Here is a 24,792-nt window from a genome sequence, read left to right on the forward strand (position 1 = left end):
CGCAAACGGCGTTATCACTCCGTACACTCCAGTTAAAGGCGAATCAACAAGGGGACGTTTATGCGCTCGATTAAAGCCCAACCTTTTGACTTTCAGTTCGATCCCGCCACCACCGCACTTGTGGTTATTGATATGCAGCGCGACTTTGTTGAACGCGGTGGTTTTGGCGAAGCCCTTGGCAATGACGTCTCCCTCGTTCGCCGTGCTATCGAACCCTGTGCCGCATTGTTGAAAAGCGCTCGCGAAGCGGGTCTGCTGATTATTCATACCCGGGAAGGGCACCGTGATGACCTCAGCGATTGCCTGCCCGCCAAACGCACCCGTGGTGGCAAAACCTTTATTGGCGAGCCAGGACCGATGGGCCGCATTCTGGTGCGGGGCCAGCCGGGCCACGACATTATTCCAGAACTCGCGCCACAGCCCGGCGAGCCGGTGATTGATAAACCGGGTAAAGGGGCGTTTTACGCCACTGACCTGCATCTGATTCTGCAATCTCAGCGCATCTCCTCTCTCATTATCTGCGGCGTCACCACCGAAGTGTGTGTGCAGAGTACCGCCCGTGAAGCCAACGATCGCGGCTATGAATTAGTGATACCAGAAGATTGCTGTGCCTCCTACTTTCCGGAATTTCATCAGGCGGCGCTGGCGATGATCAAAGCCCAGGGCGCCATTGTCGGCTGGGTGAGCCATTCAACGGAGGTCATTGCGGCACTGCGCCCATGATGCTCCGGTACACCGATACAACGTAGTAAGCAGCAAAGCGAGTACCGTTTTTGCCCGAGGATAAAAGATGACACTGCACTATCAATGTTTTCCGAACCTGTATAAGGACTCCGTTTCCCTTATGCAGATCTCCGCCAAACTCAACGCGCTGGATGGGGTAGAACAGGCATCTGTCGCCATGGCGACCCCGGCTAACATTGAACGCATGCGTGATGCAGGCCTGGACATTGTCATCGACGCACGTCCTAACGATCTGTTAATTGCGCTGAACGCCAGCGAAGCCGCTGCGCAAGCGGCGCTGGAACTTGCGGCTTCATTACTGCGCCCGGCCGCAGTAGAACCCGTCTCCGGTACGACACAACGTATACCTGTCAGCATCGCAATGGGTCTGCATGATGCGCTGGAGGCCAATTTTGCCCTGATTTCTGTGCCAGGCCGCTATGCTGCTGCCGAAGCGCTTAAGGCGTTGAGTAACGGTCTGCACGTGATGATATTCAGCGATAACGTCCCGGAAGAGCAAGAAGCCGCCATCAAGCGTTACGCCAGTCAAAACCAGCTGTTAGTCATGGGACCCGATTGCGGCACGGCCATTATCAACGGTCTACCGCTGGGCTTTGCCAACGTGGTACGCCGCGGCACCATTGGCCTGGTGGCGGCATCCGGGACAGGATTACAAGAGGTCAGCTGCCATATTCACCATCTTGGCGCTGGCGTGTCGCAGGCCATCGGCACGGGCGGACGGGATCTGCACGAGGCAATCGGCGGTCTGAGCATGATTCAGGGAATAACCCTGTTAGCAGAAGACCCTGAAACACAACTTATTGTTCTCATTTCTAAACCACCAGCACCAGGGATTATGCAAAAAGTACTGGCCTGCGCACGCCAGTGTGAAAAACCCGTCGTCGTCCATTTCCTTGGCGCCGACGAGCACAGTTTGCAATATGAAGGCGTCCTGCCCGCACTCAGTCTGCGTCACGCAGCGGAGATTGCGGTAGCCACGTTAGAGGGCAAAAAGGCGCCCAAAGAGACCAACACCAGGGAATCTCTCCTTACCAAAGCCCGGGACAGCATCGGGGCAATGGCGGCACAACAAAAAGACATTCGCGGCGTTTTCGCCGGTGGCACATTCTGTTACGAAGCACAACTGGCCCTGCTGGCGGCGGGGCTGTCATGTGAATCCAACGTCCCTGTCCGTGGGGCCACGGAATTACGCAGCCGCCAGCAGGGTACCGGACATAGTCTGGTTGATATGGGGGATGATGAATTCACCCAGGGCCGACCGCATCCCATGATTGACCCCGAACTGCGCAATGCACGCCTGTTATCGGAAGGTCGCGATCCTGCCACGGCCGTCCTGCTGTTTGACATTGTACTGGGCTACGGCGCCAGCGCAGATCCTTGCGCCACATTGCTGCCCGTGCTCGACACTTTGCAGCAAGAAGCCGCACAAGCACAGCGGCATCTTCTGCTGATTGCTCACGTTTGCGGGACCGAAGACGATCCTCAGAATCGTCAGCAGCAAATTGAACGTCTGGAACAGGCTGGCGTTCTGGTGGCAAACAGCAATATCGAGGCCGCGCGGCTGGCGGCTTTTGTAGCCCTTCAACGGAAATAGATTATGACGACGTTATTTCAACAACCGCTCAGCGTGCTCAACCTGGGCCTGGAGAGTTTCGCCAATAATCTGCGTGATGCAGGCGGGGACGTTTTGCATCTGCAATGGCAGCCCGCAGCATTCGGTGACGAAGAGGCTAACTGGATGCTGGCGAAATTAATGGCGGATACCCGCGTGGATGCGGCAAACGACATCGCGTTGCAGCGCTACCTGGATGCGCAACCGGTGCTGATCGGCATCAGTACAGCGCAGGAAGCGATTCCGGCGCTGGCAGCAGAACGCAAAATTCTGCATGCAGGCCCGCCCATCGCCTGGGCAGATATGTGTGGCCCCATGCAGGGGGCGATCGCCGGTGCGATTGTGCTCGAGAGCTGGGCCGACAACGTTGAGCAGGCCATGCTAATGGCGGCAAAGGGCGAGGTCGCGCTGGAACCCTGCCATCACCACCACGCCACCGGGCCAATGGCGGGGATTATCAGCCCCTCTATGCCTGTATGGATAGTAGAGAATAAAACGCATGGCAACCGGGCTTACTGTAATTTCAACGAAGGGCTGGGGAAAGTGCTGCGCTTTGGCGCCAACCACGAGGATGTCCTGACCCGTCTGCGCTGGATGGCCGATGTGCTGGCTCCTGTGCTCAAGCAGGCACTCGCCATGAGTGGCGATATAGAACTTAAGCCAATGATTGCCCAGGCGCTACATATGGGTGATGAATGCCATAACCGCAACGTCGCGGCCAGCGGGTTGTTCTTTCGCCGCCTTGCCTCCCATCTGGCGCGTCTTGAAAAGGGGCCGGAAGTGCTGGAGTTTATCGCGGCCAACGATCACTTTTTCCTGAATCTTTCCATGGCGGCCTGTAAATCGATGCTTGATGCCGCCAGTGATGTCCCGCACAGCTCAATGGTCACGGTGATGGCACGCAACGGCGTCAACTTCGGTATCCGTCTTTCCGGTACCGGCGATCGCTGGTTCCAGGCACCGGCAAACCCGGTTGATGGCCTGTTTTTTCCTGGTTTTGGCATTAACGATGCGGCAGCAGATCTGGGCGACTCCGCGATTACGGAAACCGCAGGCATTGGCGGCTTTGCCATGGCGGCGTCACCAGCCATCGTTAAATTTGTTGGCGGCAGCCCGGCTGATGCGGTGAGACACAGTCAGGCCATGCATGAAATTACCTTAACCACCCAGCCGGCGTTTACCCTGCCAGCCCTTAATTTTGTCGGTAGTGGCTGCGGCATTGACGCGCGGCGCGTTGTTGACAGCAATATTCTGCCCATTATCAATACCGGTATCGCCCATAAACTGGCGGGCGTCGGACAAATTGGCGCGGGTATCACTACCGCACCGCTGGCGTGCTTCATTGCCGGGCTGAACGCATTGTCGCAGGGGAACGATCGTGTGTAGCGGTAAGATAGCTGTCGTCGCTGTCGGCGGCAACGCACTGATCCGCTCGCCGGGCGAAAATGCGCTTGAGCAGCAATATGAAGCAGTAAAAGAGACCGCCAGCCATGTAGTGGCGTTGATTGCCGCTGGCTGGCGAGTGGTATTAACACACGGCAACGGCCCACAGGTGGGGTTTATCCTGCGCCGCAGTGAAGTCGCTAAAGATGCAGCGCCCACCGTACCGCTGGAGTATGCGGTTGGCGATACACAGGGCGCGATTGGCTTTATGTTCCAGAACGCGTTGTGCAATGCCCTGGCGGCTCAGGGTTTTTCCGCTATTCGCGTTGTGGCGCTGGTGACGCAAACCCGTATTGACCCAAACGATCCGGCATTCTCAACGCCGGATAAACCTATCGGTGCCTGGATGGACCACGAAACGGCAACCCGTCTCGCAGAAACGCAAGGCTGGCATATTGCCGAAGATTCAGGACGCGGCTGGCGACGTGTCGTCCCCTCCCCGGCGCCGCTGGAAATTATCGAGACCCCCATCATTCGCGACCTGTTGGCACAGAACGTAGTGGTGATAGCCTGCGGTGGCGGCGGCATTCCGGTCTGGCGCGATAGTAACGGCATGCTGGTTGCGGCGCAGGCAGTGATTGATAAAGACCGCGCCTCGGCGCTATTAGCCTGTGAACTAAATGCTGGCATGCTGCTCATCCCGACGGGCGTCGAGCAAGTGGCCGTCAATTTTGGTTCACCGCAGCAGCGCTGGCTTAGCCAGCTTTCACTCGCCGAAGCAGAAGCGCTGCTGCAAAGCAGCGAATTTGGCGCGGGCAGCATGGCCCCAAAAATTGAGGCCATGTTGACTTACTTGCGCGCTCAACCGCAGGGGCTGGGCCTGATTACCACGCCGCAGGGCATTTCCCGCGCGCTAAGTGGCAATGGCGGTACTCGTTTTACCTGCTAATACTGATAAGCTTTCCAGAGCAAAAATTCATGATAAATAATAAGATTTTACTCGCCGTTAATGGCACATTAATGCGTGGCCTTGCGCTCAATCCTAATATGATTGCCGCACAGGCTGAGTTTGTTCGTGAAGACACTACCGCCGCCTGCTACCGTTGCTGGAGCATTAATGATAACCACCCAGGCATGATTCGCACACCCGGAGAGGGCGGGCGGATTGCGCTGGAAATTTGGGCCGTGCCCCCTGCCGGACTGGGGGACATTCTGCAAAAAGAACCGGCCGGGTTATGCGTTGGCAAAGTGGAGTTAAGTGACGGTAGTGAAGTACTGGGTGTGCTGGCCGAACCCTGGCTGGTGGAAGGACAAAAAGAAATTACCTCTTTGGGAGGCTGGAGAGCTTATACCGGCCACTATATGACAGCTTGATAACGTCAGGAGTAGGATCATGGCGCAAGGAAATCTCGCTCATCGGCCACAGCTCTGGGTCGCGGGCGATTTAAATGCTTTTTTTGGTCTGTTCACGAATGTGTTATTGAATGTGCTGGTGCTCTCAGGTCTGGCACTGTACGTCGCGCAAATCCCGGCAACAACGGTTTATGGTCGTATCCTGCCCGCTCTGGGCATTGCACTTCCCCTCGGAAATCTTTTCTACGCCTGGCTCGCCTGGAAATTAGCCCAGCGCGAAGGCCGTAATGATGTCACCGCCCTGCCTTACGGCCCCAGCGTACCGCATATGTTTATCGTGGTCTTTGTGGTGATGCTGCCTACATTACTGATTCATAAAGACTGGATGCTGGCGTGGAAGCTGGGCCTTATCTGGGCGATGATCGTCGGGGTTATCGTTCTGCTCGGCGTCGTCGTTGGCCCAACTATCCGGAAATACACCCCGCGTGCCGCCATGCTGGGGACGCTGGCCGGGATCGCGATCGCCTTTATCGCAATGCGCCCGGCTTATCAGATGTTTGATACCGCATGGATAGGCGTTATCTGCTTCGCCATTATCCTGCTCAACTGGGTCGGTAATGTCCGCCTGCCATTCGGTTTGCCGGGTGGGCTGGCGGTGGTTATCGTTGGCTGCGTACTGGGCTGGGGTGCAACGCTGCTGGGCCTGAGTAATATTATGAACCCGGCTGCAGTAAAAGAAGCCGCGGGCAATTTTGCATTACACCTGCCTTCCATTACTGGCGATGTGTTCAGTGTGCCGTCGGAAATGGTCTGGCCGCTGCTGGTGACGGCGATCCCCCTGGGTATCTTCAACTTCACCGAGATTCTGAATAATGTGGAGTCGGCGGCAGTGGGCGGCGACAGCTATAACTTGCGTGCGGTGCTGGCGGCAGATGGTGTGGGCGCGATTGTCGGGGCACTGCTCGGCTCGCCGTTCCCGCCTGCAGTCTATATCGGTCACCCTGGCTGGAAAGCGATGGGCGGACGCATCGGTTATTCGCTGGCGACAGGTATTGCGATGGCAATTGTCTGTTTCCTTGGGCTTACTGCGCTGCTGCTGTCGATTATTCCGCTGGTTGCGATTGTGCCGATTCTGCTGTTTATCGGGCTGGTGATTGGCGCGCAGGCATTCCAGGTGTCGCCGAAACGCCATGCGCCAGCCATTATTCTGGCGCTGGTACCCAATATCGCGGAATGGGCGAAAACGCAGGTCGACGGCGCACTGAATGCGGCAGGCGCCAATACGGTGAATCTGCCTGCTGAGGTGATGGCTAATATGGCCAACAACGGCGTGCTTTATAACGGCATGGCAACCACCGGTGGAGGAGCCGTACTGGCGGGATTGATGATGGGGGCGATTGCCGCGTTTATCATTGATCGTCGTTTTAACTGGGCGGCTGTTTATGCTGCTGCCGCCACGGTGCTCTCTTTCTTTGGGTTTATTCACGGACACCAGATGGCGGTTAACGCCTCGCCGACGGTGACCTTCGCCTATGCGGTGGTGACGGTGATGCTAACCTTCCTCGCCTGGCGTCAGGTGCGTGAGCAGGGCAAGCTCGACTGGTCGCCGATTGATAACGACAGTGAGCCGATGAACTGAATCCGGAGCAGGCAATTCCCCGATGCGCTGCGTTTATCGAGCTCTGAAAATCGTAGCCGGATAAGCGTCAGCACATCCGGGAAGGTATAAAAAAACCGGAGCGCATAGCTCCGGTTTTTTTAGCGCGTTACGCCTGTGGCTTCTCGCCGTTTTCATCCTGATCGACCGCGAAGCAGGCAACCAGCTGGCCACCGTAGTCTTTCAACTGCGGCTGCAGCTGGGTACAGGGACCGAAGCGGCGACGGCAGCGTGCGTTGAACGCACAACCCGGTGGCGGACTCAGCGGGCTGGGCAGTTCGCCGGTGAGCTTAATGCGCTCGCGGCGATCGTCCGGGTTCAGGCGCGGCGTCGCAGAGAGTAGCGCCTGGGTGTACGGATGGCGCGGATTAGAGAAAATCTGGTCCTTGGTGCCTTTCTCCACGCAGCGACCCAGGTACATCACCATCACTTCATCGGCAATATGTTCCACTACTGACAGGTCGTGAGAGATAAAGACGTAGGACAGCCCCAAATCCTGCTGTAAATCCATCATCAGATTCAGTACCTGCGCACGGACAGAAACGTCCAGCGCGGAGACCGGTTCATCGGCGATCACCACGTCCGGGTCCAGCATCAGGCCACGGGCAATAGCGATACGCTGGCGCTGACCGCCGGAGAACATGTGCGGATAGCGGTCGTAATGCTCGGTTTTCAGGCCAACTTTCGCCATCATCGCCAGCGCTTTCTCACGACGCTCTTCCTTGCTCAGCGAGGAGTTAATCAGCAGTGGTTCTTCCAGAATCTGTCCCACTTTCTTGCGTGGGTTCAGCGAACCGTACGGGTTCTGGAACACGATCTGGATTTTCTGCCGGCGCAGTTTCTGCGCATGCGGATCGTGTTTCAGCAGATCCTGCCCCTGGTAGTACAGCTCACCACCGGTCGGGGTTTCAATCATCGTCAGCAGACGGCCCAGCGTGGATTTACCACACCCGGATTCGCCCACCACCGCCAGCGTTTTGCCTCGTTCCAGGGTGAACGATACCCCGTCCAGCGCTTTTACCAGGCGTTCCGGAGCAAACAGCCCTTTCTTCACCGGGTAATGTTTTTTCAGGTCGATAGCCTGCAACAGCGGTTGCGTGGCGGCCTCGTGCGTACTCATAGTGTGGGCCTCCCGGCATCATCGAGTGGGTAGTGACATTTCGACTGGCGTCCGTCATCGACGGTATTCAGCGCAGGCTCTTCGGCACGGCATCGGTCCGTTGCATAGGGGCAACGCGGGTTCAGCAGACAGCCATTCGGGCGGTCATACTTACCGGGAACGACGCCCGGTAGCGACGCCAGACGGGCTTTATCCTGCGCAAACTCCGGCAGCGCACGCAACAGTGCCTGGGTATATGGATGACGCGGCGCGCGAAAGATATCTTTCGCTGCGCCGGTTTCCACTACCTGTCCTGCATACATGACGATGATTTTATGTGCTGCTTCGGCCACCAGCGCCAGATCGTGGGTGATCAAAATCAGCGCCATATTCTCTTTCTGCTGCAGTTCAAGCAGCAGTTCGATGATTTGTGCCTGAATGGTCACATCCAGCGCGGTAGTTGGTTCATCGGCAATCAGCAGCTTCGGCTGACACGCGATGGCCATAGCAATCATGACACGCTGACTCATCCCACCGGAGAGCTGATGAGGATAAACGTCCAGCCTTGATGCCGGGTCAGGAATACCGACCTGGTTGAGCAGGTCAATCGCGCGCTGGCGGCGGGTATGTTTGTTGCCGCCCTGATGCACTTTGATCGCTTCCATAATCTGGAAACCAACGGTATAGCAGGGGTTCAGGCTGGTCATCGGGTCCTGGAATATCATCGCTACTTCGGAACCCACCAGACTGCGGCGCTCTTTTTCCGAAATGCGTTTCAGGTCCTGGCCGTTAAACTCCAGATGTTCCGCCATCACGCGGCCCGGGAAGTCAATCAACCCCATGATCGCCAGCGAGCTGACCGATTTACCAGAGCCAGACTCGCCCACGATGCCAACCACTTCACCCTGATTCACACTGTAGCTTACGCGATCTACTGCGCGAAACTCGCTGCCTTCGTCGCCGAAATGCACCGATAATTTATTAACATTTAATAACGCCATCTCGAACCTCTTACTGCTTCAGTTTGGGGTCGAGCGCATCACGCAGGCCGTCACCCATCAGGTTAAATGCCAGCACCGTCAGCAGGATCGCCAGACCGGGGAAGGTCACGACCCACCAGGCGCTTTGCGCGAACTGCAACACGTCAGAGAGCATAGTGCCCCACTCCGGTGTTGGCGGCTGCGCGCCCATGCCAAGGAAGCCGAGGGCGGCCATGTCGAGAATGGCGTTCGAGAAACCGAGCGACGCCTGAACAATCAGCGGCGCAAGGCAGTTAGGGAAAATATTGACGAACATCTGACGCATCGCGCCAGCACCCGCCACGCGGGAAGCCGTAACGTAATCGCGATTAACTTCCACCAGCACCGCAGCACGGGTAAGACGTACATAGTGCGGTAAGGCTACGAAGGTGAGCGCTAACGATGCGTTGACTATCGAGGGGCCGAATATCGCCACCAGCACCAGCGCCAGCAGCAGGCTCGGCAGCGCCAGCATGATGTCGACAATACGCATGATGATGTTATCCACGACACCGCCAAAGTAGCCAGCCACCAGACCGAGGATAATCCCCATGATCAGGGACAGCACCACCACCAGACAGCCGACCAGCAGTGACAGGCGCGCACCAAACATCAGACGCGACAGGGTATCGCGACCTACGTCATCGGTACCCAGAATATGCGACCACGTGCCGCCATCCTGCCATACCGGCGGCGCCAGCAGCGCATCGCGGAACTGATCCGCCGGGTTATGCGGCGCCAGCACGTTCGCGAAAACGGCGATAAGCAGCATCAGTATCACGTAAACCAGACCAACAACCGCGCCTTTATTACGCTTGAAATAGTGCCAGAACTCCTGCAGCGGGGTCATCGGCACCGGTGCAGAGATAACTTTATTTTCAGTAACTTGTGACATGATGGCCCCTTACTTCTTGTGACGAATACGCGGGTTCACCACGCCGTAGAGCAGGTCGACCAACAGGTTGACGAGAATGATCATCGTCGCGACCAGCAATACCCCACCCTGCACAACCGGATAATCACGGCGTTGCAGCGCGTCAATTAACCAGCGGCCAAGGCCCGGCCAGGAGAAGATGGTTTCCGTCAGGATAGCCCCCGCCAGCAATGTCCCGACCTGCAGACCGATAACGGTCACCACCGGCAGCATCGCATTACGCAGCGCGTGGACGATGATAACGCGCATACGGGTTAACCCTTTGGCACGCGCGGTACGGATATAGTCTTCGCCCAGTACCTCCAGCATCGAGGAGCGGGTCATACGGACGATAACCGCCAGAGGGATAGTCCCCAGCACGATAGCAGGCAGAATCATATGCCCCAGGGCATCGATAAAGTTACCCTCTTCACCCCAGATAGCTGTGTCGATCAGCATAAAACCGGTAAGTGGGTTACTGTCATCAAGGAACACCATGTCACTGACGCGCCCGGATACTGGCGTCAGGTTCCAGTGTACCGACACCAGCATGATCAACATCATGCCCCACCAGAAGATAGGCATGGAGTAACCGGTCAGCGCAAGGCTTACGGCGGTATGATCAAAAATGGAGCCACGCTTCACGGCAGCCATTACGCCCACCGGGATACCGACAGCCACAGCGAAAATCATGGCGCAGACGCCGAGTTCCAGCGTCGCTTTAAAACGCGGTACGAACTCGTCCCACACCGGAAGACGGCTCTTAAGAGAGATTCCTAAATCACCATGCAATACGCCCCACACATAGTTGACGTATTGCTGCCACAGCGGCTTGTTGAGACCAAGCTCTGCCAGCAGCTGGGCATGACGCTCAGGAGAGATACCACGCTCACCTGCCATGATCATCACCGGGTCACCGGGAATCATATGAACGAAGGCAAAGGTGAGAAGGGTGATACCGATAAACGTCGGGATAACTAGCCCCAGACGTCGGAGGATGAACTGCAACATAACCCGGATTCTCTGTAGTGACGCATGCACCTGGCGGTAGTGCGTCTGTATTGCTCACAAATATTTGGGTAAACGGGAAAATCCCCTCTACCCAGCCCTTTTCCCGGAGGAATAAGGAACAAAAACCCTCCTCCCGGAACGGGAGGAGGGACTCAGGCATCGTGCCTGTTATTCAATTGATACGTTTTCGAAGTGGTGTTTGCCCAGCGGATCAACCACGTAGCCTTTAACTTCTTTACGCACCGGCTCATACACGGTGGAGTGGGCGACGATCAGTGCCGGAGCCTGGTCATGCATCACTACCTGAGCCTGTTTGTACAGTTCAATACGCTTGTTGTGGTCGTCAGTTGCGCGAGCAGGCTGAATCAGATCTTCAAACGGCTTGTAGCACCAGCGAGAGTAGTTAGAACCGTCTTTCGCCGCAGCGCAGCTAAACAGGGTCGCGAAGAAGTTATCCGGATCCCCATTGTCGCCGGTCCAGCCCATCATTACAGCCTGGTGCTCACCTGCTTTGGCGCGTTTCAGGTACTCACCCCACTCGTAGGTGACGATCTTGGCCTGAACACCGATTTTCGCCCAGTCAGCCTGAATCATCTCAGCCATACGGCGAGCGTTCGGGTTGTACGGACGCTGTACCGGCATCGCCCACAGCTCAACGGTGAAGCCTTGCTCGTGGCCAGATTCTTTCAACAGCTGTTTCGCTTTCTCAACGTCGTAGGTGTAATCCTTAACGTCGTCGTTGTAGCCCCACATTGTTGGCGGAATCAGGTTCTTCGCGGCAACGCCTGCGCCCTGATAAACGGCTTTGATGATCGCTTCTTTATTTACCGCGTAAGTCAGCGCCTGACGCACTTTCACGTCATCAAACGGTTTCTTCTCGGTGTTGAAAGACATATAACCGACGTTCAGGCCAGCCTGTTCCATCAGGTTAATGTTTTTGTCTTGTTTCATACGAGCGATGTCAGCCGGGTTCGGGTACGGCATAACCTGGCACTCGTTTTTCTGCAATTTGGCATAACGTACGGAAGCGTCAGGCGTGATGGAGAAGACCAGGCGATCGATCTGCGGCTTGGTACCCCAGTAACCTTCAAACGCTTTGTACAGAATGCGGGAATCTTTCTGATACTGTTGCAGCTGGAACGGACCAGTACCGATTGGATCCAGGTCAACTTTGTCCGGCGTACCGGCTTTCAGCATATTATCGGCATATTCTTTGGACAGAATGGACGCGAAGTCCATTGCCAGGTCAGCCAGGAACGGCGATTCCGGACGGGTCAGCACGAATTGAACGGTGTTGTCGTCAACTTTCTTCACTTCGCTAATCAGGTCTGGCAAGCCCATACCTTCAAAGTATTCGTAGCTGCCGCCAGAAACTTTATGGTACGGGTTCTGGGCGTTTTTCTGACGATCAAAGGAGAACACGACGTCGTCCGCGTTGAATTCGCGCGTCGGTTTGAAATCTTTGTTGTCCTGCCACTTCACGCCTTTACGCAGGTGGAAAGTGTAGGTTTTGCCATCGGCGCTGATATCCCACTTCTCAGCAAGACCCGGAATGACCTCAGTAGTACCGGTTTTGAACTCAACCAGACGGTTATAAATCGGCACAGAGCTGGCGTCGTAAGTAGTACCAGAAGTGAAAAGCTGTGGGTTAAAGCCTTCAGGCGAGCCTTCTGAACAATAAACCAGGGTTTTTGCCTGCACGCTGGCCGCCACAGTCATAGCCACCAGGCTAAGACCAAGCTTCAGCATCCCTGACTTCTTCAAGGAAATACTCATTATTCTGCTCCAATGTGATATGTGTTGTTACCCTTGCGCTGGGTTATCCGACAGGCCGTTATTAGATTTTTGCCTGGACTTATCGGAAGTTATGAGAGACGGGAAATCCTTTCACAAGATTGACTGAGTTGCAGTGCAGATTCTCCATGAAATGCCCCTCATGCCCTACAATCTGTCAATAGAATGTCAAAACGTCAATACAGGTAACGGGGATTTACATCGTTGATGAGAATCAACAAACAAAGTTAAAAAAAAGTTCAAGCCGCTATTTTCAGCAGGTAAATTTGTGCTATGCCGTTATGAGCAGAATAATAAGCTTGAGAATCATCTCAGGTTGGTGTTTAACGTTTGAGCAGATTATGAAAAATTTCTTGCAGAATGCTGAATATCTGAGCGATTAATACCGTGAACGTTAAAACGCACAGCGTAAAATGCTAACCCTATCCATAAGCAACGCGAAAAAAGATCGAACTATATATAAAAAAATACAATGGATTATGTCACAAAACCGTGACATGGCAGGGTGAAATAAGGTGAGATGGAAAACTCGCAGGTCGGATAAGCGAAGCGCATTCGCCAGCCCGGATGCAGCGTAAAAAATGCTTTAGCCGGGCTACTCCTCCAGTTCGGGTCGAACCTCCCTGCCCCCGGAGGTTCTCATCCTCTGTAACGCAAATGCAAAAAAGCCTGCTCGCTGAGCAGGCTTTTCGAATTTGGTCGGTGATAGAGATTACTCGCCACTACGTGGCTCGCCCTGCGGGCCGTTGCTGACGCAACGTTCTCTCGCTTCGCTCGGGTCGAACCTCCCTGCCCCCGGAGGTTCTCATCCTCTTTAACGCAGATGCAAAAAAGCCTGCTCGCTGAGCAGGCTTTTCGAATTTGGTCGGTGATAGAGGATTCGAACCTCCGACCCCTTCGTCCCGAACGAAGTGCGCTACCAGGCTGCGCCAATCACCGAATGCGGGGCGCATCTTACTGCCACACACATCGACCGTCAATCCCTTAATGTAAAAAAGCAAACTGACTGGCGAGAAAGCCGCCAGCCCCTCAATTTACCTTGTTGGAAGGAAGATGGCACCAGTTGTTATTTTCATTAATCCCGCCGTTTGGCGAGGTATATCCCAGGCAGCCCATAATGGTGTCGTAGAGTTCAACATGGCGGCGCGGAACCTTGATATCCGCCTGCTGTTTCAGCTGCGCAAACATCTTCGCCTTATCCGGATTTTGCAGATATTTGTCCGACATCCACACCATCATCGGTACGCGGAACTGCTCCGGTGGCGCCATCTTACGCGGCGTACCGTGCAGATGTTCCTTCTCGTTAATCGACTCGCCATGGTCCGCCGCATAGAAGATAATGGCTTTTTTATCGCGCAGTTTGTCGATCACGTTGTCGATAAAGTAGTCCACATAAGTGACAGAGTTATCGTACGAATTAATCAACTCTTCTTTGCTGCATTTATCGTCCACCCCCACGCACTCCGGCGTCCACTGTGCAAAACTACGCGGATAGCGCTGGGTATAGTTGAAGTGTGAACCTTTGGTATGCAGGATAATGAGGTGCTTGCCCTGCTTGTTGTTATTGAGCGAGTGCTGTAACTCATCAATTAACAGCATATCGTCGACATTCTTACCCCGGTTGCGCGGCTCCGCACCAATCTGTTCGCGGTAGGCAATGTTGTCTGCCATCGTGTTGCTGTAAAACCACATTTCGCTTTGCATCGCATACAGGTCGGAAGAGAACCCCATCTGTTTGAGTACCGAGAAAACGTTCTGCTCTTTTATCGTACGCTGGGGATTATCCTCCGCCCCGCCTTCACGTACGAACATACAACGCAACGACAGTTTGGTGGCGGTATCACATGAGTACCCCCGGAAAGCGACCAGATTTTTCTCCTGGGCAAGCTTCGGTGTGGTGTTGCGGGAGTAACCAAGTAACCCCATATGATCCCAGCGCGTTGTTTCACCGATGATAAACACTACATAGGTGTCATTGATGTCATCCGGCGCGACATAACTGAATTTCGCCGCCGGGTTGAACAAGGAGTGATGATCCGAGGACTCGTCCACCTGCGCCCAGGCATACAAACCCAGCGCAGAAAGCCAGTTAGAAGGCAGATAGGAGTTCGCAACCACGCCGCCATAGCTCGGCATGTCCACGCCCGAAGTCCGTTCTTCTTCCTTTTGCTGTAAATCCAGCAGACGAATTGGCCCCCATACCAGCAGCGCGGCCATCACCACCAGCGCCACACTCTGCACGCGGTGACCACGAGTACGTAACTGACGCAACAGGGTATAGCGGCAGCGGTTATTCCAGATAGAGAGCAACGGTATAACACTGACAATCGCCACCCAGGCAAAGAGCTGCCAGCCCACGACCTCTTTGGAGAGATCAATATCGGTGGTCATCACCGAAGCGATAATGCCATAGCCAATAACCACATTCAGGAAGGTCATGTAATAGCTGGCCGCGGCTGAAAACAGTACCACCAACGATGCCAGCACACGCCAGGCACGGCGTCCGAACAATGAGAGTACACGTAATAAAAAGAAGGTCGCCAGGACTGTGGCAACCAGTTCGACACCCGCAGAGAGTCCTTTCCAGACGGTGAACGCTTGCGCATAACCGTCAAACCGACGGTAGAAAACTGCGCTATTCATAAACAAGCCAATATACAACGCCAGCAGAAAACTCAATTTCTGCTGAGTCATCATTTTTATATAACTCATGCAAGCAACCCTGGAAAAAGGGAAAACAACAACATTCAGCGCACGTATCAGCGCCGATCGGGCATTAAACGCAAGGGAAGTTAATCGAGGAACTTCTTGAGCGTGGATAAGTAGACCACAAGGGCAGAGAAAAGTGTCTGCCCGAGTTGTGATCCGGTCATACATTTACAAAAATATATAACCGGAAACACGTGAATTACCGCATCAAACGTATTCAGGCGGTGATCACGTTCAGTTTAACGTCGATATTGCCGCGAGTAGCGTTGGAATAAGGGCAAACTATATGGGCTTTTTTCACCAGCTCCTGCGCTACCTGATGATCCATGCCCGGCAGGTGGATATCCAGTTGTGCTTCAATACCAAATCCGGTCGGCAAAGGGCCAATGCCTACTGTACCTTCAATATAAGCCTCTTGCGGCAGGGGCTGTTTTTCTACCGACGCGACATGTTTTAGCGCCCCGAGAAAACAGGCGGAATACCCGGCGGCGAACAGTTGTTCCGGGTTCGTCACCTCCCCGCCGGCACCGCCCATCTCTTTTGGCACGCCCAGTTTCACATCCAGAACGCCATCTGACGAGATGGCTCTGCCATCACGGCCTCCGGTGGCTTTCGCTTTCGCCCGATAAACAACTTTTTCTAATGACATACGCGACTCCTCTGTTGGAAGACCTGCTATTAAGGATAGCCGTTGACAGAAAGTGTCCCGGAAAAGGAGCACATAAGGGTAATAAAAAAGCCGCCTGACGGCGGCTTTTTAGAATACAGGATGGAATCAGGCATGCGCCGGTTTATAAACACTGCGCTGCGGCTGGCGGATGGTCGTGGACAGCGCCAGTGAGACAATCAGCAACGCGAAGATGACGCAGAAGGTGACATAGAAGCCGCCAAACAGCGAAGCGATAATCGAACCACAAATACTGCCGATACCAAAGCCTAAGTAAATCACACCGTAGTTTTTCGCCAGGTTGTTCAGACCAAAGAATTCGCTGACCAGGGACGGGAATACGGTAATGGTACCGCCGAAGTTGAAGGCCACGCAGGCAATCGCCGCGAAAAAGGAAACCGCATTCAGTGGCGCAAACAGCAGGGCCGCCATCCCAACCAGTGAAATCACCTGGCCAATCGTAATAACACGGATGCGGGCGATTTTATCGGACAGAATGCCCAGCACCAGACGACCGCTCAGATTCGCAATAGAGATAACCGTTACCGCATTGGCAGCCGTTGCCACATCCAGATGCACCATGCCCTGCGCAATGTCTTTCGCCACCCCAATCACGTACAGGCCACTCATGCAGGCGGTCAGAAACATCACTGCCAGCATCCAGTATTGCGGTTTACGCATGGACTGCGCCAGCGTGAAGTCATTCTCCACCACGCCATTGACCGTAGCTGTTTTCTGCTGCGGGGCGTCAGTCATCAGCATCGCGCCACACACAATCATCACCAGCGCCATCGCTCCCCAGATCATGAAAGTCTGTTCCAGGCCAACGGTTGCCAGCAGGTGACTATCAATGAATTTAAAACCCAGACTGCCAAGGCCATAAGCACCGATGGCGAAGGCTGAAATCAGCCCCTTACGTTCCGGAAACCATTTCACACAGTTGGAAAGGGTGAGCAGGTATCCGGCGCCATCTGCCAGACCCACAAGTACGCCCGCACTCAGCCACAGCATGGTAAGACTGCTGGAGTGAGCGGTCAGGAAGAAGCCGATACCCAACAATACGCCAGAGGCTACGGTCACGCGTTTAACGCCAAAGCGTTCCTGCAGTTTCCCGGCCACAGAGGAGGATAACGCAAGCCCAAGGCTTAACAGGCCAAATGAAAAGGCAACCTGACTTACCGGCTCGCTCAGCTTATCTGCCAGCGCGCTATTAAACAGGCTCCAGGTATAAACAGATCCCAACGCAAATTGTGTGATGATAGTGCCAGCCAGCGTGAGCCAGCGAGTGCGATTCAAGGATGATGTATTCATGGCAGTTGTCCTGCAGCGGAAATTAAAGGAATTCACTGCTGACAACAATAACGAAGCGCATTTCATGCCAGGGCTAAAAAGGCATGAAATGCAGTAAGCGAGGAATGAAATGCATTCAGGCCGGAATGAATGACATAACGAAAAACGGATTCGCCACAATTTATGGAGTGAGTTAGTACATACTATCAATGCAGAGCGCGTGTTTATTGTTTCTCAATTGTGAACATCTTGTAGTAGATGTTTTTAAAAACGCGCGCTGACTCCCATGCTATAAAGGTAATTTGGCCCGGTTAGCCAGTTTTCTGACTGTGACATTGAAGCATAAGCAGCAAAATGTTGATTAAGCAGCATATCGGCGCCGACTGACACATCCAGCCAGTTGCCGTACTGATTCGCTGCTGTCAGACGGCTCAGCCCGGATTGTGATTTCCAGACATTTTCACCGAACTGTTGGTTATAACTAATTTGCGCCCATGGACGAAGGTCGCCAATATGGCTATCCACGCGCCACCCCAGCGAACTGACGGTGGCGTGCCAGAGCGGATCGCTATATTGCGGCGAGGTCGCACTGTCACCAAATTCATTGTAAATTGATGTCGTTGAACCATCGTAATGCCAGACTGCCACTGGCCCGGTCATCACATTCGCTGATAATGGAATATTAAGGCCAATACTCATTGTACTGACGGCATCCATCGGCGTTTTATCCGGCAGATTGAAGGCAACGCCGGGCCCACTCTGCGCTGAGCGAATGCGTTCTTCCAGGATATCGTTATAACGCGGCTGGTGATCGCTATCCCATGTATAGCGTTGCGGCATATTATTTTGCGAATCGATCGCGATATATTCTTGTTGCCAGGCAAATGCCGAATGGCTGAAAAGCAGACAAGCAGGCACTACCGCTATCAAACGGCCACTGTATTTAATTTTCATCAATGCGACTCCACAAAAGAGCCAAATCGGCGTAATTGTTATCGTTTTTGTTGGGCAAAGGAGGGGTAAATATCCCTTACCTAACTATTGTCTTTTTCGCAGGCACGTCAAGCCTGCAACTTACATAATTTTGATCAACATCAGCAACGGAGAAGGATATGCAGCGTTGTGGTTGGGTGACTCAAGACCCGCTTTATCTGGCTTATCACGATGAAGAGTGGGGCGTCCCGCAAATGGATGGTAAGAAGCTATTTGAAATGATCTGCCTTGAAGGACAACAGGCGGGTTTATCATGGATTACGGTGCTTAAAAAACGTGAAAACTACCGTAATGCCTTTCATCAGTTCGATCCTGAAAAGGTGGCCGCTATGGGGCCAGATGATGTCGAGCGCCTGCTGCTGGATGCCGGGATTATTCGCCATCGCGGTAAAATTGAGGCAATTATCGGCAATGCCCGCGCCTGGCTTGCAATGGAACAAAATGGCGAACCTTTTGCCTCGTTTGTCTGGTCCTTTGTCGATAACGAACCGCAGGTTACCCGGGCCGCCATGCCAGGCGATATACCTACCTCAACACCTGCGTCCGACGCACTTTCAAAGGCGCTTAAGAAACGCGGCTTCAAATTTGTCGGCACCACCATTTGCTACTCTTTCATGCAAGCCTGCGGTCTGGTTAATGACCATATTACGGGCTGTTTCTGTCATCCCGGAGGTCGGCATGATCCGCGAGTGGCACAGTAAAGATTTTACTCCTCTGTTGCGCCTGTGGCTTGAAAGCACCACCTATGCGCACCCGTTTATTACGCCAGCGTACTGGCAAGAGAGCGAGATGTTGGTGCGCGAAGTTTACCTCCCGTCGGCCCGTACCTGGGTCTGGGAGGAAGACGATAAGCTGTACGGTTTTGTCAGTGTGATGGATGCACAGTATATCGGGGCGTTATTCGTCTGCCCTGACGCACTACGCAAAGGGATTGGCTCCGCGCTGCTTGATCACGTCAAGCAGCGTTTTGATGCCTTGAGCCTGGAGGTGTATCAGAAAAACGAGCGGGCGGTGAAATTCTATCACGCACAGGGCTTTCGCATAGAGGACAGCGCCTGGCAGGAAGAGACACAGCACCCGACCTGGATCATGAACTGGCAGGCGGATCAAACGCCGTCAGCGTAAGCGCCGGACCGCTGTATTTCTCCATCCATACCAGTGCGGTATTCCCCGCACAGCCATTCCCCAGCTTTGAGCTGGGGAGATCTTTTGTCAGCACGTTAACCGCGCCGTTTTTACAGATCCCCCCTTCGGCACGCTCAAGGTCCGGCCACGCGCCCTGGTGGATACAAATCACACCGGGTTTGATCCCTTCGCTAACCACCGCGCCAGCGAGTACCTGTCCGCGCTGGTTCCAGACACGAACCAGATCGCCATCAGCAATTCCACGCGCTTTCGCGTCGTGCGGATGCAACGTCACCGGTTCACGCCCCGCCACCGCATACTGCTCGCGAAGTGACGAATAGTTAAGCTGGCTGTGCAGACGATGCGCCGGATGAGCAGAAAGAAGCTGCAACTGCTCCGGTCGGGCGTTGCCATGCCATTCATCCGGTTCAAGCCACATCGGATGCGGCGGGCAGTCGGCATAACCAAAGCTGGCAATGCGCGCCGAATAGATTTCGATTTTGCCACTGTCAGTTTTAAGCGGATGCGCCTGGGGGTCACGGCGGAAATCAGCGAAGCGAACAAAGCGGGCATTCTCTTCGCTTTCCGGCATTTCAATCAAAGCATTCGCTTCCCAGAACTCCGCAAATGGCGGCAGCGTGACCTGCTGACTCGCACCGCGCTGTCGGGCGATGTCGTAGAAGGTTTCAAGCCACGCCAGATCGCTCTTCCCTTCTGTAAAGCGCTCACGACCGCCCGGCTCCCAAAGCTCACTGAGATCGGCAAATACCTCAAAATCATCACGCGCCTCATCGCGCGGGGGAACCACACGCTTCATCGGCACCAGATGCTGGTTGCTGTAATCGCCCGTCATGGTCATATCGTTACGTTCAAACGATGTGGTGGCAGGCAGTACGATATCAGCGTGCTTTGCTGCTGCGGTCCAGAAACACTCGGAAATGACCACCAGCTCCGGCTTCTGCCAGGCGCGAATCAGCCGGTTAGTATCCTGATGGTGGGTAAAGTTGGCGCCACCCGCCCACCAGATAAATTTAATATCCGGGAAGTGTCGGTCCATACCATTGTGCTGATAGAACGCTCCCGGTTTTTCCAGCGCTTCAATAATGCGCGCCACGGGGATTTTTTCGACCGCCTCAATACCGTCTTTAACGCAACCCTGCATCGATGCCAGTACCGCTGCCCGGCGCGTGGGGTTACCGCCATTGGCAAAATGGTACGACAGGCCAAAGCCGCCGCCAGGGGTGCCAATCTGGCCGAGCATCGCCGCCAGCGTCACCAGCATCCAGTGTTTCTGCTCGCCGTACTGCTGACGCTGCATCCCCCAGCCGGACATCAACATTGTGGTGTTTTCGTGGAAAAGTTTTGCCAGTTCGCGAATTTTCTCCGCCGGAATACCGCAAATCTCCGCCGCCCACTCTGCCGTTTTTGCCACGCCGTCGCTTTTTCCGGTCAGGTATTCAGCAAAGATGCTATAGCCTTCCGTACAGCGGGCCAGAAAAGCTTCATCCTGCCAGCCATTTTCCACCAGCGTATGGGCGATACCGAGCATCATCGCCACATCGGTCCCCATATGCGGCGCTAACCACTCCACGCTGTCGCCAAAGAAATCAACGGTCTCCGATCGCATCGGATCGATGCAGATCAGCCGTTTGCCACTTTTGCGTAAGGCATCAAAATAGCCGATACCCTGTTCATCCGAGGCATTCCACGCAATTTTCAGTGTGTTCAGTGGGTTAGCGCTCCACAGCACCACCACATCAGTGTGTCTGAGGACTAACGGCCAACTGGTTTGCTGCTGATACACCTCGTTGCCGCCGACCACGTAGGGCATGATGGCCTGCGCCGCACCGGTAGAGTAGTCACCCAGATGGCCGGTATAGCCACCGGCAAGGCTCATATAACGCTGCAACAGCGTCGCCGCTTTATGCAGCACACCGTTCGAACGCCAGCCATACGATCCGGCGAAAATGGATGTCGGACCATACTCATCACGAATACGTTTGTGCTGCTGATGGATGAGGGCGAGCGCATCATCCCAGGAGACACGGACGAACTCATCTTCTCCGCGAACACCCTGCGGGCTGTCCGGCGACGCCAGGAAGCCTTTACGGACCATAGGAAAGCGGACGCGGGTTTTACTGTGAACCTGGTCGCGCACCACCGTTTGCAGCGAGTTAGGGTGGTTCGTGGGAAGCGCCCCGCGTGATGACAACACCGTTTCGCCGTCGGTTTCGACCAACATCGGCCCCCAGTGGGCTGCCGTAAGAACTGTTTTAACTGCAGAGTTTGCCAAAGCGCGCTCCTGATGCATGCAGGTGGCGACAGCGTAGTCTCGCTGCCTTGTGAAATAAGGAATGTCGCGTTCTATCATCCACACGCACGGCAAATTGGCAAAGAATTAAACGGCATGATGGCCATGCAGAAGGCGATAAGCGGGATGTTCCCCCTTGCCAGTGCGGATTTTCGCGCTATCGTGTGGTCTCAAAACTACCGCGAGGGAAGCACTTATGGCAAAAACGACGCGCCCGACGATAAGCGATGTCGCGAAAGCGGCAAAAACGGGCAAAACCAGCATTTCACGCTACCTGAACGGTGAAAAACATCTCCTGTCGGATGCCTTGCTGGCGCGAATTGAACATGCCATTGCCGAACTCGATTACCGCCCAAGCCTGATGGCACGCAACCTCAAGCATGGTCGCACCCGCCTGATTGGTCTTATTATCGCCGATATCACCAACCCTTATTCCGTGCATGTGCTGAGCGGTATCGAAGCGGCCTGCCGGGAAAAGGGCTTCACCCCGCTGGTCTGTAATACCAACAATGAAGTCGATCAGGAATTGCATTACCTGGACCTGCTGCGTAGCTACCAGGTGGAGGGCATCGTGGTAAACGCGGTGGGAATGCGCGAAGAGGGGTTAAACCGCCTGCAGCAATCTTCCCTGCCAATGGTGTTGATTGACCGTAAAATCCCCGATTTCGCCTGTGACGTCGTGGGGTTAGATAACACCCAGGCCGCCACTACCGCCACGGAACATCTGATTGAACAGGGATTTGAAGCTTTGCTGTTCCTCAGCGAACCACTGGGCACGGTGAATACGCGCCGGGAACGACTGGACGCCTTTCATACTACGCTCGCCCGCTACCCCGGCGTGGTGGCTGAAAACGCCGAAACACCGCTACACGAAGCCAGCCAGATCGATAACGCCCTGCGCCAGTTCCACTCCCGCCATCGCGGGATGCGCAAAGCGGTGATCTCTGCCAATGGCGCATTGACGCTACAGGTCGCCCGCTCAATGAAACGTATTGGTCTGCACTGGGGTAGCGATATCGGCCTGCTCGGCTTTGATGAACTGGAGTGGGCTGAACTGGCGGGTGTCGGCATCACCACGCTCAAGCAACCGACCTGGCAAATCGGTTATGCCGCTGTCGAACAAGTCGTGGAGCGTATCGAAGGCAATAGCGATACCGTCCGCGAGCGGGTCTTTTCCGGGGAGCTCATCGTGCGTGGTTCAACTGCGCGATAATTAACCTTCGTGATGACGATCATAAATTCGATGCACTGCGCTTTCCTTTGGAACCGGTTCCATCTAGCGTTACAGACAAGCAAATTGTCTTTAACTCCTGGGAAGCCGGAAGATGAAAAGAAAAATCATCGTTGTCACCGCCGCCTATGGCAGCGAACAAATTAACGCGATGGGCGGTCAGAAAGCCGTCCTTCCGCTGATTGCCAACGCAGGCGCAGACGGCGTGGAGATACGCCGCGAACTGTTAAGCGATCAGGAATTGAGCAGCCTCTCAACGCTTGCCGCCACCATTGAAGACCACCGGTTACTGGCCTGTTACTCCGCGCCCGAAGCGCTGTGCCTGCAAGATGGTTCTCTTAATCCCCATTTGCCTGCCCTGCTTGAAGAAGCACGCACGCTTAAGGCGCTGTGGCTTAAAGTCTCCCTCGGCCATTATCAACATAAAAACGTACTGGAAACCTTACGCGGCTGGCTCACAGAGAGCGGCATGGCGCTGGTAGTGGAAAACGATCAGACCGAATGCGGCCAACTGGCGCCGATGCAACGCTTCAAAGCCGCCTGCAATGCACTGGCGCTGCCGGTGACGCTCACTTTCGACACCGGCAACTGGGTATGGGTAGGCGAGTCGCCGGAAGCGGCGGCGCATCTTCTGGCCCCCGCAGTGAGCTATATTCATGTGAAGGCTGCCATTCCACACCATGAGAATTTTCGCGCCGTGGCGCCAGACAAAGCCGATGAACGCTGGCTTGCCCTGTTAAACCAGCTGCCGCCCGATGCCCCGCGTGGTATTGAGTTTCCACTTGAAGGCGACGACCTGACCGCCGTCACCCGTCACTACGTCGATTTATTACGTGAGGAGTAACGCCATGCATAACTCGCTTGATGTCATCACGATTGGCGAAGCCATGGCCATGTTTGTCGCCACAGAAACCGGCGAACTTGCCGATGCAGAACATTTTGTGAAGCGCGTTGCGGGCGCCGAACTGAATGTTGCTACAGGCCTGGCGCGGCTGGGTATGAATGTCTGCTGGATCAGTCGCGTAGGCAATGACAGTTTTGGACGTTTTGTCCTTAACTCACTGAAAAAAGAGAATATTGATACTCGCGGCGTCACCATCGATGGACGTTACGCAACGGGCTATCAGCTTAAGTCGAAAGCCGAAAATGGAACCGATCCCATTGTGGAGTATTTCCGCAAAGGATCGGCGGCCAGCCACCTTTCAACGGAGGATTTTCATGCCGCGGCATTCAACGAAGCGCGTCACTTGCATTTAAGCGGCGTGGCAGCCGCGCTCTCTTCAACATCGTATGAACTGCTGGAACACGCGGCTGCGGCAATGAAAGCACAGGGCAAGACCATTTCCTTCGACCCGAATCTGCGCCCGGTGCTGTGGAAAAGCGAAGCTGAGATGGTGGAGAAACTTAACCGCATCGCCTTCCAGGCCGACTGGGTGTTACCGGGGCTGAAAGAGGGCGTGATCCTGACCGGGCAGCAGTCGCCGGAGGGCATCGCGGATTTTTACCTGCAGCGCGGCGTAAAAGCGGTGGTGATTAAAACCGGCCCGGATGGCGCCTGGTATAAAACCGCCAGTGGCGAACAAGGCGCGGTCGCCCCGGTAAAAGTGGATAACGTGGTCGATACCGTCGGTGCAGGGGATGGCTTCGCCGTCGGTGTGATTAGCGCCCTGCTGGAAGGTAAGACAATGCAACAGGCCGTACGGCGTGGCAACAAGATTGGCTCGCTTGCCATCCAGGTGTTGGGTGACAGCGAGGGACTGCCAACCCGTGAACAGCTGGATGAATAACGAGTTTCCTCCCTCCCCCTGACTCTCTCGCTCCAGAGAGGAAATAGCCTCATTCTCGCCCCCTTTGGGGAGAAGACAGGGGGGAGGGTAATAG

Annotated in this window: 21 protein-coding genes, 1 tRNA gene and 1 other RNA gene; 11 read left to right on the forward strand and 12 right to left on the reverse strand. The window is 54.8% G+C overall.

Translation table 11 applies throughout. The features are described from left to right. Window positions 1-60 precede the first annotated feature (60 nt). From AAIG39_RS03860 to AAIG39_RS03885, 6 genes are all read left to right on the forward strand, one after another. Window positions 61-723 carry a cysteine hydrolase family protein gene (locus AAIG39_RS03860; protein ID WP_090083744.1) on the forward strand — a complete coding sequence of 221 codons (663 nt, stop codon included), beginning with the start codon at window positions 61-63 and terminating at the stop codon, window positions 721-723. A gap of 67 nt (window positions 724-790) precedes the next feature. Continuing rightward, a complete protein-coding gene (gene fdrA / locus AAIG39_RS03865; protein WP_343193233.1) occupies window positions 791-2,338 on the forward strand; it encodes an acyl-CoA synthetase FdrA in 1,548 nt (515 codons plus the stop codon). Between the two features lie 3 nt (window positions 2,339-2,341). Continuing rightward, window positions 2,342-3,742 carry a YlbE family protein gene (locus AAIG39_RS03870; RefSeq protein ID WP_343193234.1) on the forward strand — a complete coding sequence of 467 codons (1,401 nt, stop codon included), beginning with the start codon at window positions 2,342-2,344 and terminating at the stop codon, window positions 3,740-3,742. Further along, window positions 3,735-4,688, forward strand: coding sequence for a carbamate kinase (locus AAIG39_RS03875; RefSeq protein ID WP_343193235.1), 954 nt, complete (start codon window positions 3,735-3,737; stop codon window positions 4,686-4,688). The genes AAIG39_RS03870 and AAIG39_RS03875 overlap by 8 nt, the downstream gene beginning before the upstream one ends. Before the next feature lie 29 nt (window positions 4,689-4,717). Next, window positions 4,718-5,113: an allophanate hydrolase-related protein gene (locus AAIG39_RS03880; RefSeq protein ID WP_090083737.1), complete on the forward strand. Its 396-nt coding sequence runs from the start codon at window positions 4,718-4,720 to the stop codon at window positions 5,111-5,113. A gap of 19 nt (window positions 5,114-5,132) precedes the next feature. After that, complete coding sequence (locus AAIG39_RS03885) at window positions 5,133-6,731, forward strand: regulator (protein WP_090083735.1); 1,599 nt, start codon at window positions 5,133-5,135, stop codon at window positions 6,729-6,731. Between the two features lie 127 nt (window positions 6,732-6,858). On the opposite strand, the gene dppF is transcribed toward AAIG39_RS03885, so the two are convergent. From dppF to AAIG39_RS03940, 11 genes are all read right to left on the reverse strand, one after another. Beyond that, the gene (gene dppF / locus AAIG39_RS03890; protein ID WP_090083734.1) at window positions 6,859-7,869 is read right to left on the reverse strand and encodes a dipeptide ABC transporter ATP-binding subunit DppF; all 1,011 of its coding nucleotides are present in this window, start codon (window positions 7,867-7,869) and stop codon (window positions 6,859-6,861) included. Further along, complete coding sequence (gene dppD / locus AAIG39_RS03895) at window positions 7,866-8,849, reverse strand: dipeptide ABC transporter ATP-binding protein (protein ID WP_090083732.1); 984 nt, start codon at window positions 8,847-8,849, stop codon at window positions 7,866-7,868. Before dppD ends, dppF begins: the two co-directional genes overlap by 4 nt. Window positions 8,850-8,859: 10 nt before the next feature. Further along, entirely contained in the window at window positions 8,860-9,762 is a 903-nt protein-coding gene (gene dppC / locus AAIG39_RS03900) for a dipeptide ABC transporter permease DppC (protein WP_090083731.1), read from the reverse strand. Between the two features lie 9 nt (window positions 9,763-9,771). Further along, the gene (gene dppB, locus AAIG39_RS03905; RefSeq protein ID WP_343193236.1) at window positions 9,772-10,791 is read right to left on the reverse strand and encodes a dipeptide ABC transporter permease DppB; all 1,020 of its coding nucleotides are present in this window, start codon (window positions 10,789-10,791) and stop codon (window positions 9,772-9,774) included. 168 nt (window positions 10,792-10,959) lie between these two features. Then, window positions 10,960-12,567, reverse strand: coding sequence for a dipeptide ABC transporter periplasmic-binding protein DppA (gene dppA / locus AAIG39_RS03910; protein ID WP_090083728.1), 1,608 nt, complete (start codon window positions 12,565-12,567; stop codon window positions 10,960-10,962). A 714-nt stretch (window positions 12,568-13,281) separates the two neighbouring features. Next, window positions 13,282-13,415: non-coding RNA, RtT sRNA (locus tag AAIG39_RS03915), on the reverse strand. Between the two features lie 32 nt (window positions 13,416-13,447). Beyond that, a tRNA-Pro gene (locus tag AAIG39_RS03920) sits at window positions 13,448-13,524 on the reverse strand. 90 nt (window positions 13,525-13,614) lie between these two features. Further along, window positions 13,615-15,297 (reverse strand): kdo(2)-lipid A phosphoethanolamine 7''-transferase, encoded by a 1,683-nt coding sequence (eptB, locus tag AAIG39_RS03925; RefSeq protein WP_249569499.1) that lies wholly within the window; start codon window positions 15,295-15,297, stop codon window positions 13,615-13,617. 214 nt (window positions 15,298-15,511) lie between these two features. Then, complete coding sequence (locus AAIG39_RS03930) at window positions 15,512-15,943, reverse strand: organic hydroperoxide resistance protein (RefSeq protein ID WP_090083725.1); 432 nt, start codon at window positions 15,941-15,943, stop codon at window positions 15,512-15,514. Between the two features lie 126 nt (window positions 15,944-16,069). Then, window positions 16,070-17,272, reverse strand: coding sequence for an L-lactate MFS transporter (locus AAIG39_RS03935; RefSeq protein ID WP_090083724.1), 1,203 nt, complete (start codon window positions 17,270-17,272; stop codon window positions 16,070-16,072). A 243-nt stretch (window positions 17,273-17,515) separates the two neighbouring features. Next, window positions 17,516-18,205: an autotransporter domain-containing protein gene (locus AAIG39_RS03940; protein WP_343193237.1), complete on the reverse strand. Its 690-nt coding sequence runs from the start codon at window positions 18,203-18,205 to the stop codon at window positions 17,516-17,518. A gap of 158 nt (window positions 18,206-18,363) precedes the next feature. Between AAIG39_RS03940 and tag the strand changes: the two genes are divergently transcribed. Together tag and AAIG39_RS03950 are read left to right on the forward strand one after the other, a co-directional pair. Next, window positions 18,364-18,945: a DNA-3-methyladenine glycosylase I gene (gene tag, locus AAIG39_RS03945; protein WP_090083721.1), complete on the forward strand. Its 582-nt coding sequence runs from the start codon at window positions 18,364-18,366 to the stop codon at window positions 18,943-18,945. Next, window positions 18,923-19,369: an N-acetyltransferase gene (locus AAIG39_RS03950; RefSeq protein WP_343193238.1), complete on the forward strand. Its 447-nt coding sequence runs from the start codon at window positions 18,923-18,925 to the stop codon at window positions 19,367-19,369. The genes tag and AAIG39_RS03950 overlap by 23 nt, the downstream gene beginning before the upstream one ends. On the opposite strand, the gene AAIG39_RS03955 is transcribed toward AAIG39_RS03950, so the two are convergent. Beyond that, a complete protein-coding gene (locus AAIG39_RS03955) occupies window positions 19,332-21,662 on the reverse strand; it encodes a molybdopterin guanine dinucleotide-containing S/N-oxide reductase (RefSeq protein WP_249569503.1) in 2,331 nt (776 codons plus the stop codon). The genes AAIG39_RS03950 and AAIG39_RS03955 overlap by 38 nt on opposite strands. Window positions 21,663-21,876: 214 nt before the next feature. On the opposite strand from AAIG39_RS03955, the gene AAIG39_RS03960 reads away from it, so the two are divergent. From AAIG39_RS03960 to AAIG39_RS03970, 3 genes are all read left to right on the forward strand, one after another. Next, window positions 21,877-22,893 (forward strand): LacI family DNA-binding transcriptional regulator, encoded by a 1,017-nt coding sequence (locus tag AAIG39_RS03960; protein ID WP_090083715.1) that lies wholly within the window; start codon window positions 21,877-21,879, stop codon window positions 22,891-22,893. Window positions 22,894-23,005: 112 nt separating this feature from the next. Further along, window positions 23,006-23,755: a sugar phosphate isomerase/epimerase family protein gene (locus tag AAIG39_RS03965; protein WP_343193239.1), complete on the forward strand. Its 750-nt coding sequence runs from the start codon at window positions 23,006-23,008 to the stop codon at window positions 23,753-23,755. A gap of 4 nt (window positions 23,756-23,759) precedes the next feature. Beyond that, window positions 23,760-24,698, forward strand: coding sequence for a sugar kinase (locus AAIG39_RS03970; protein WP_343193240.1), 939 nt, complete (start codon window positions 23,760-23,762; stop codon window positions 24,696-24,698). Window positions 24,699-24,792 lie beyond the last annotated feature (94 nt).

The sequence above is a fragment of the Phytobacter palmae genome, assembly GCF_039409775.1.
In the GTDB taxonomy this organism is placed as follows: Bacteria; Pseudomonadota; Gammaproteobacteria; order Enterobacterales; family Enterobacteriaceae; genus Phytobacter; species Phytobacter palmae.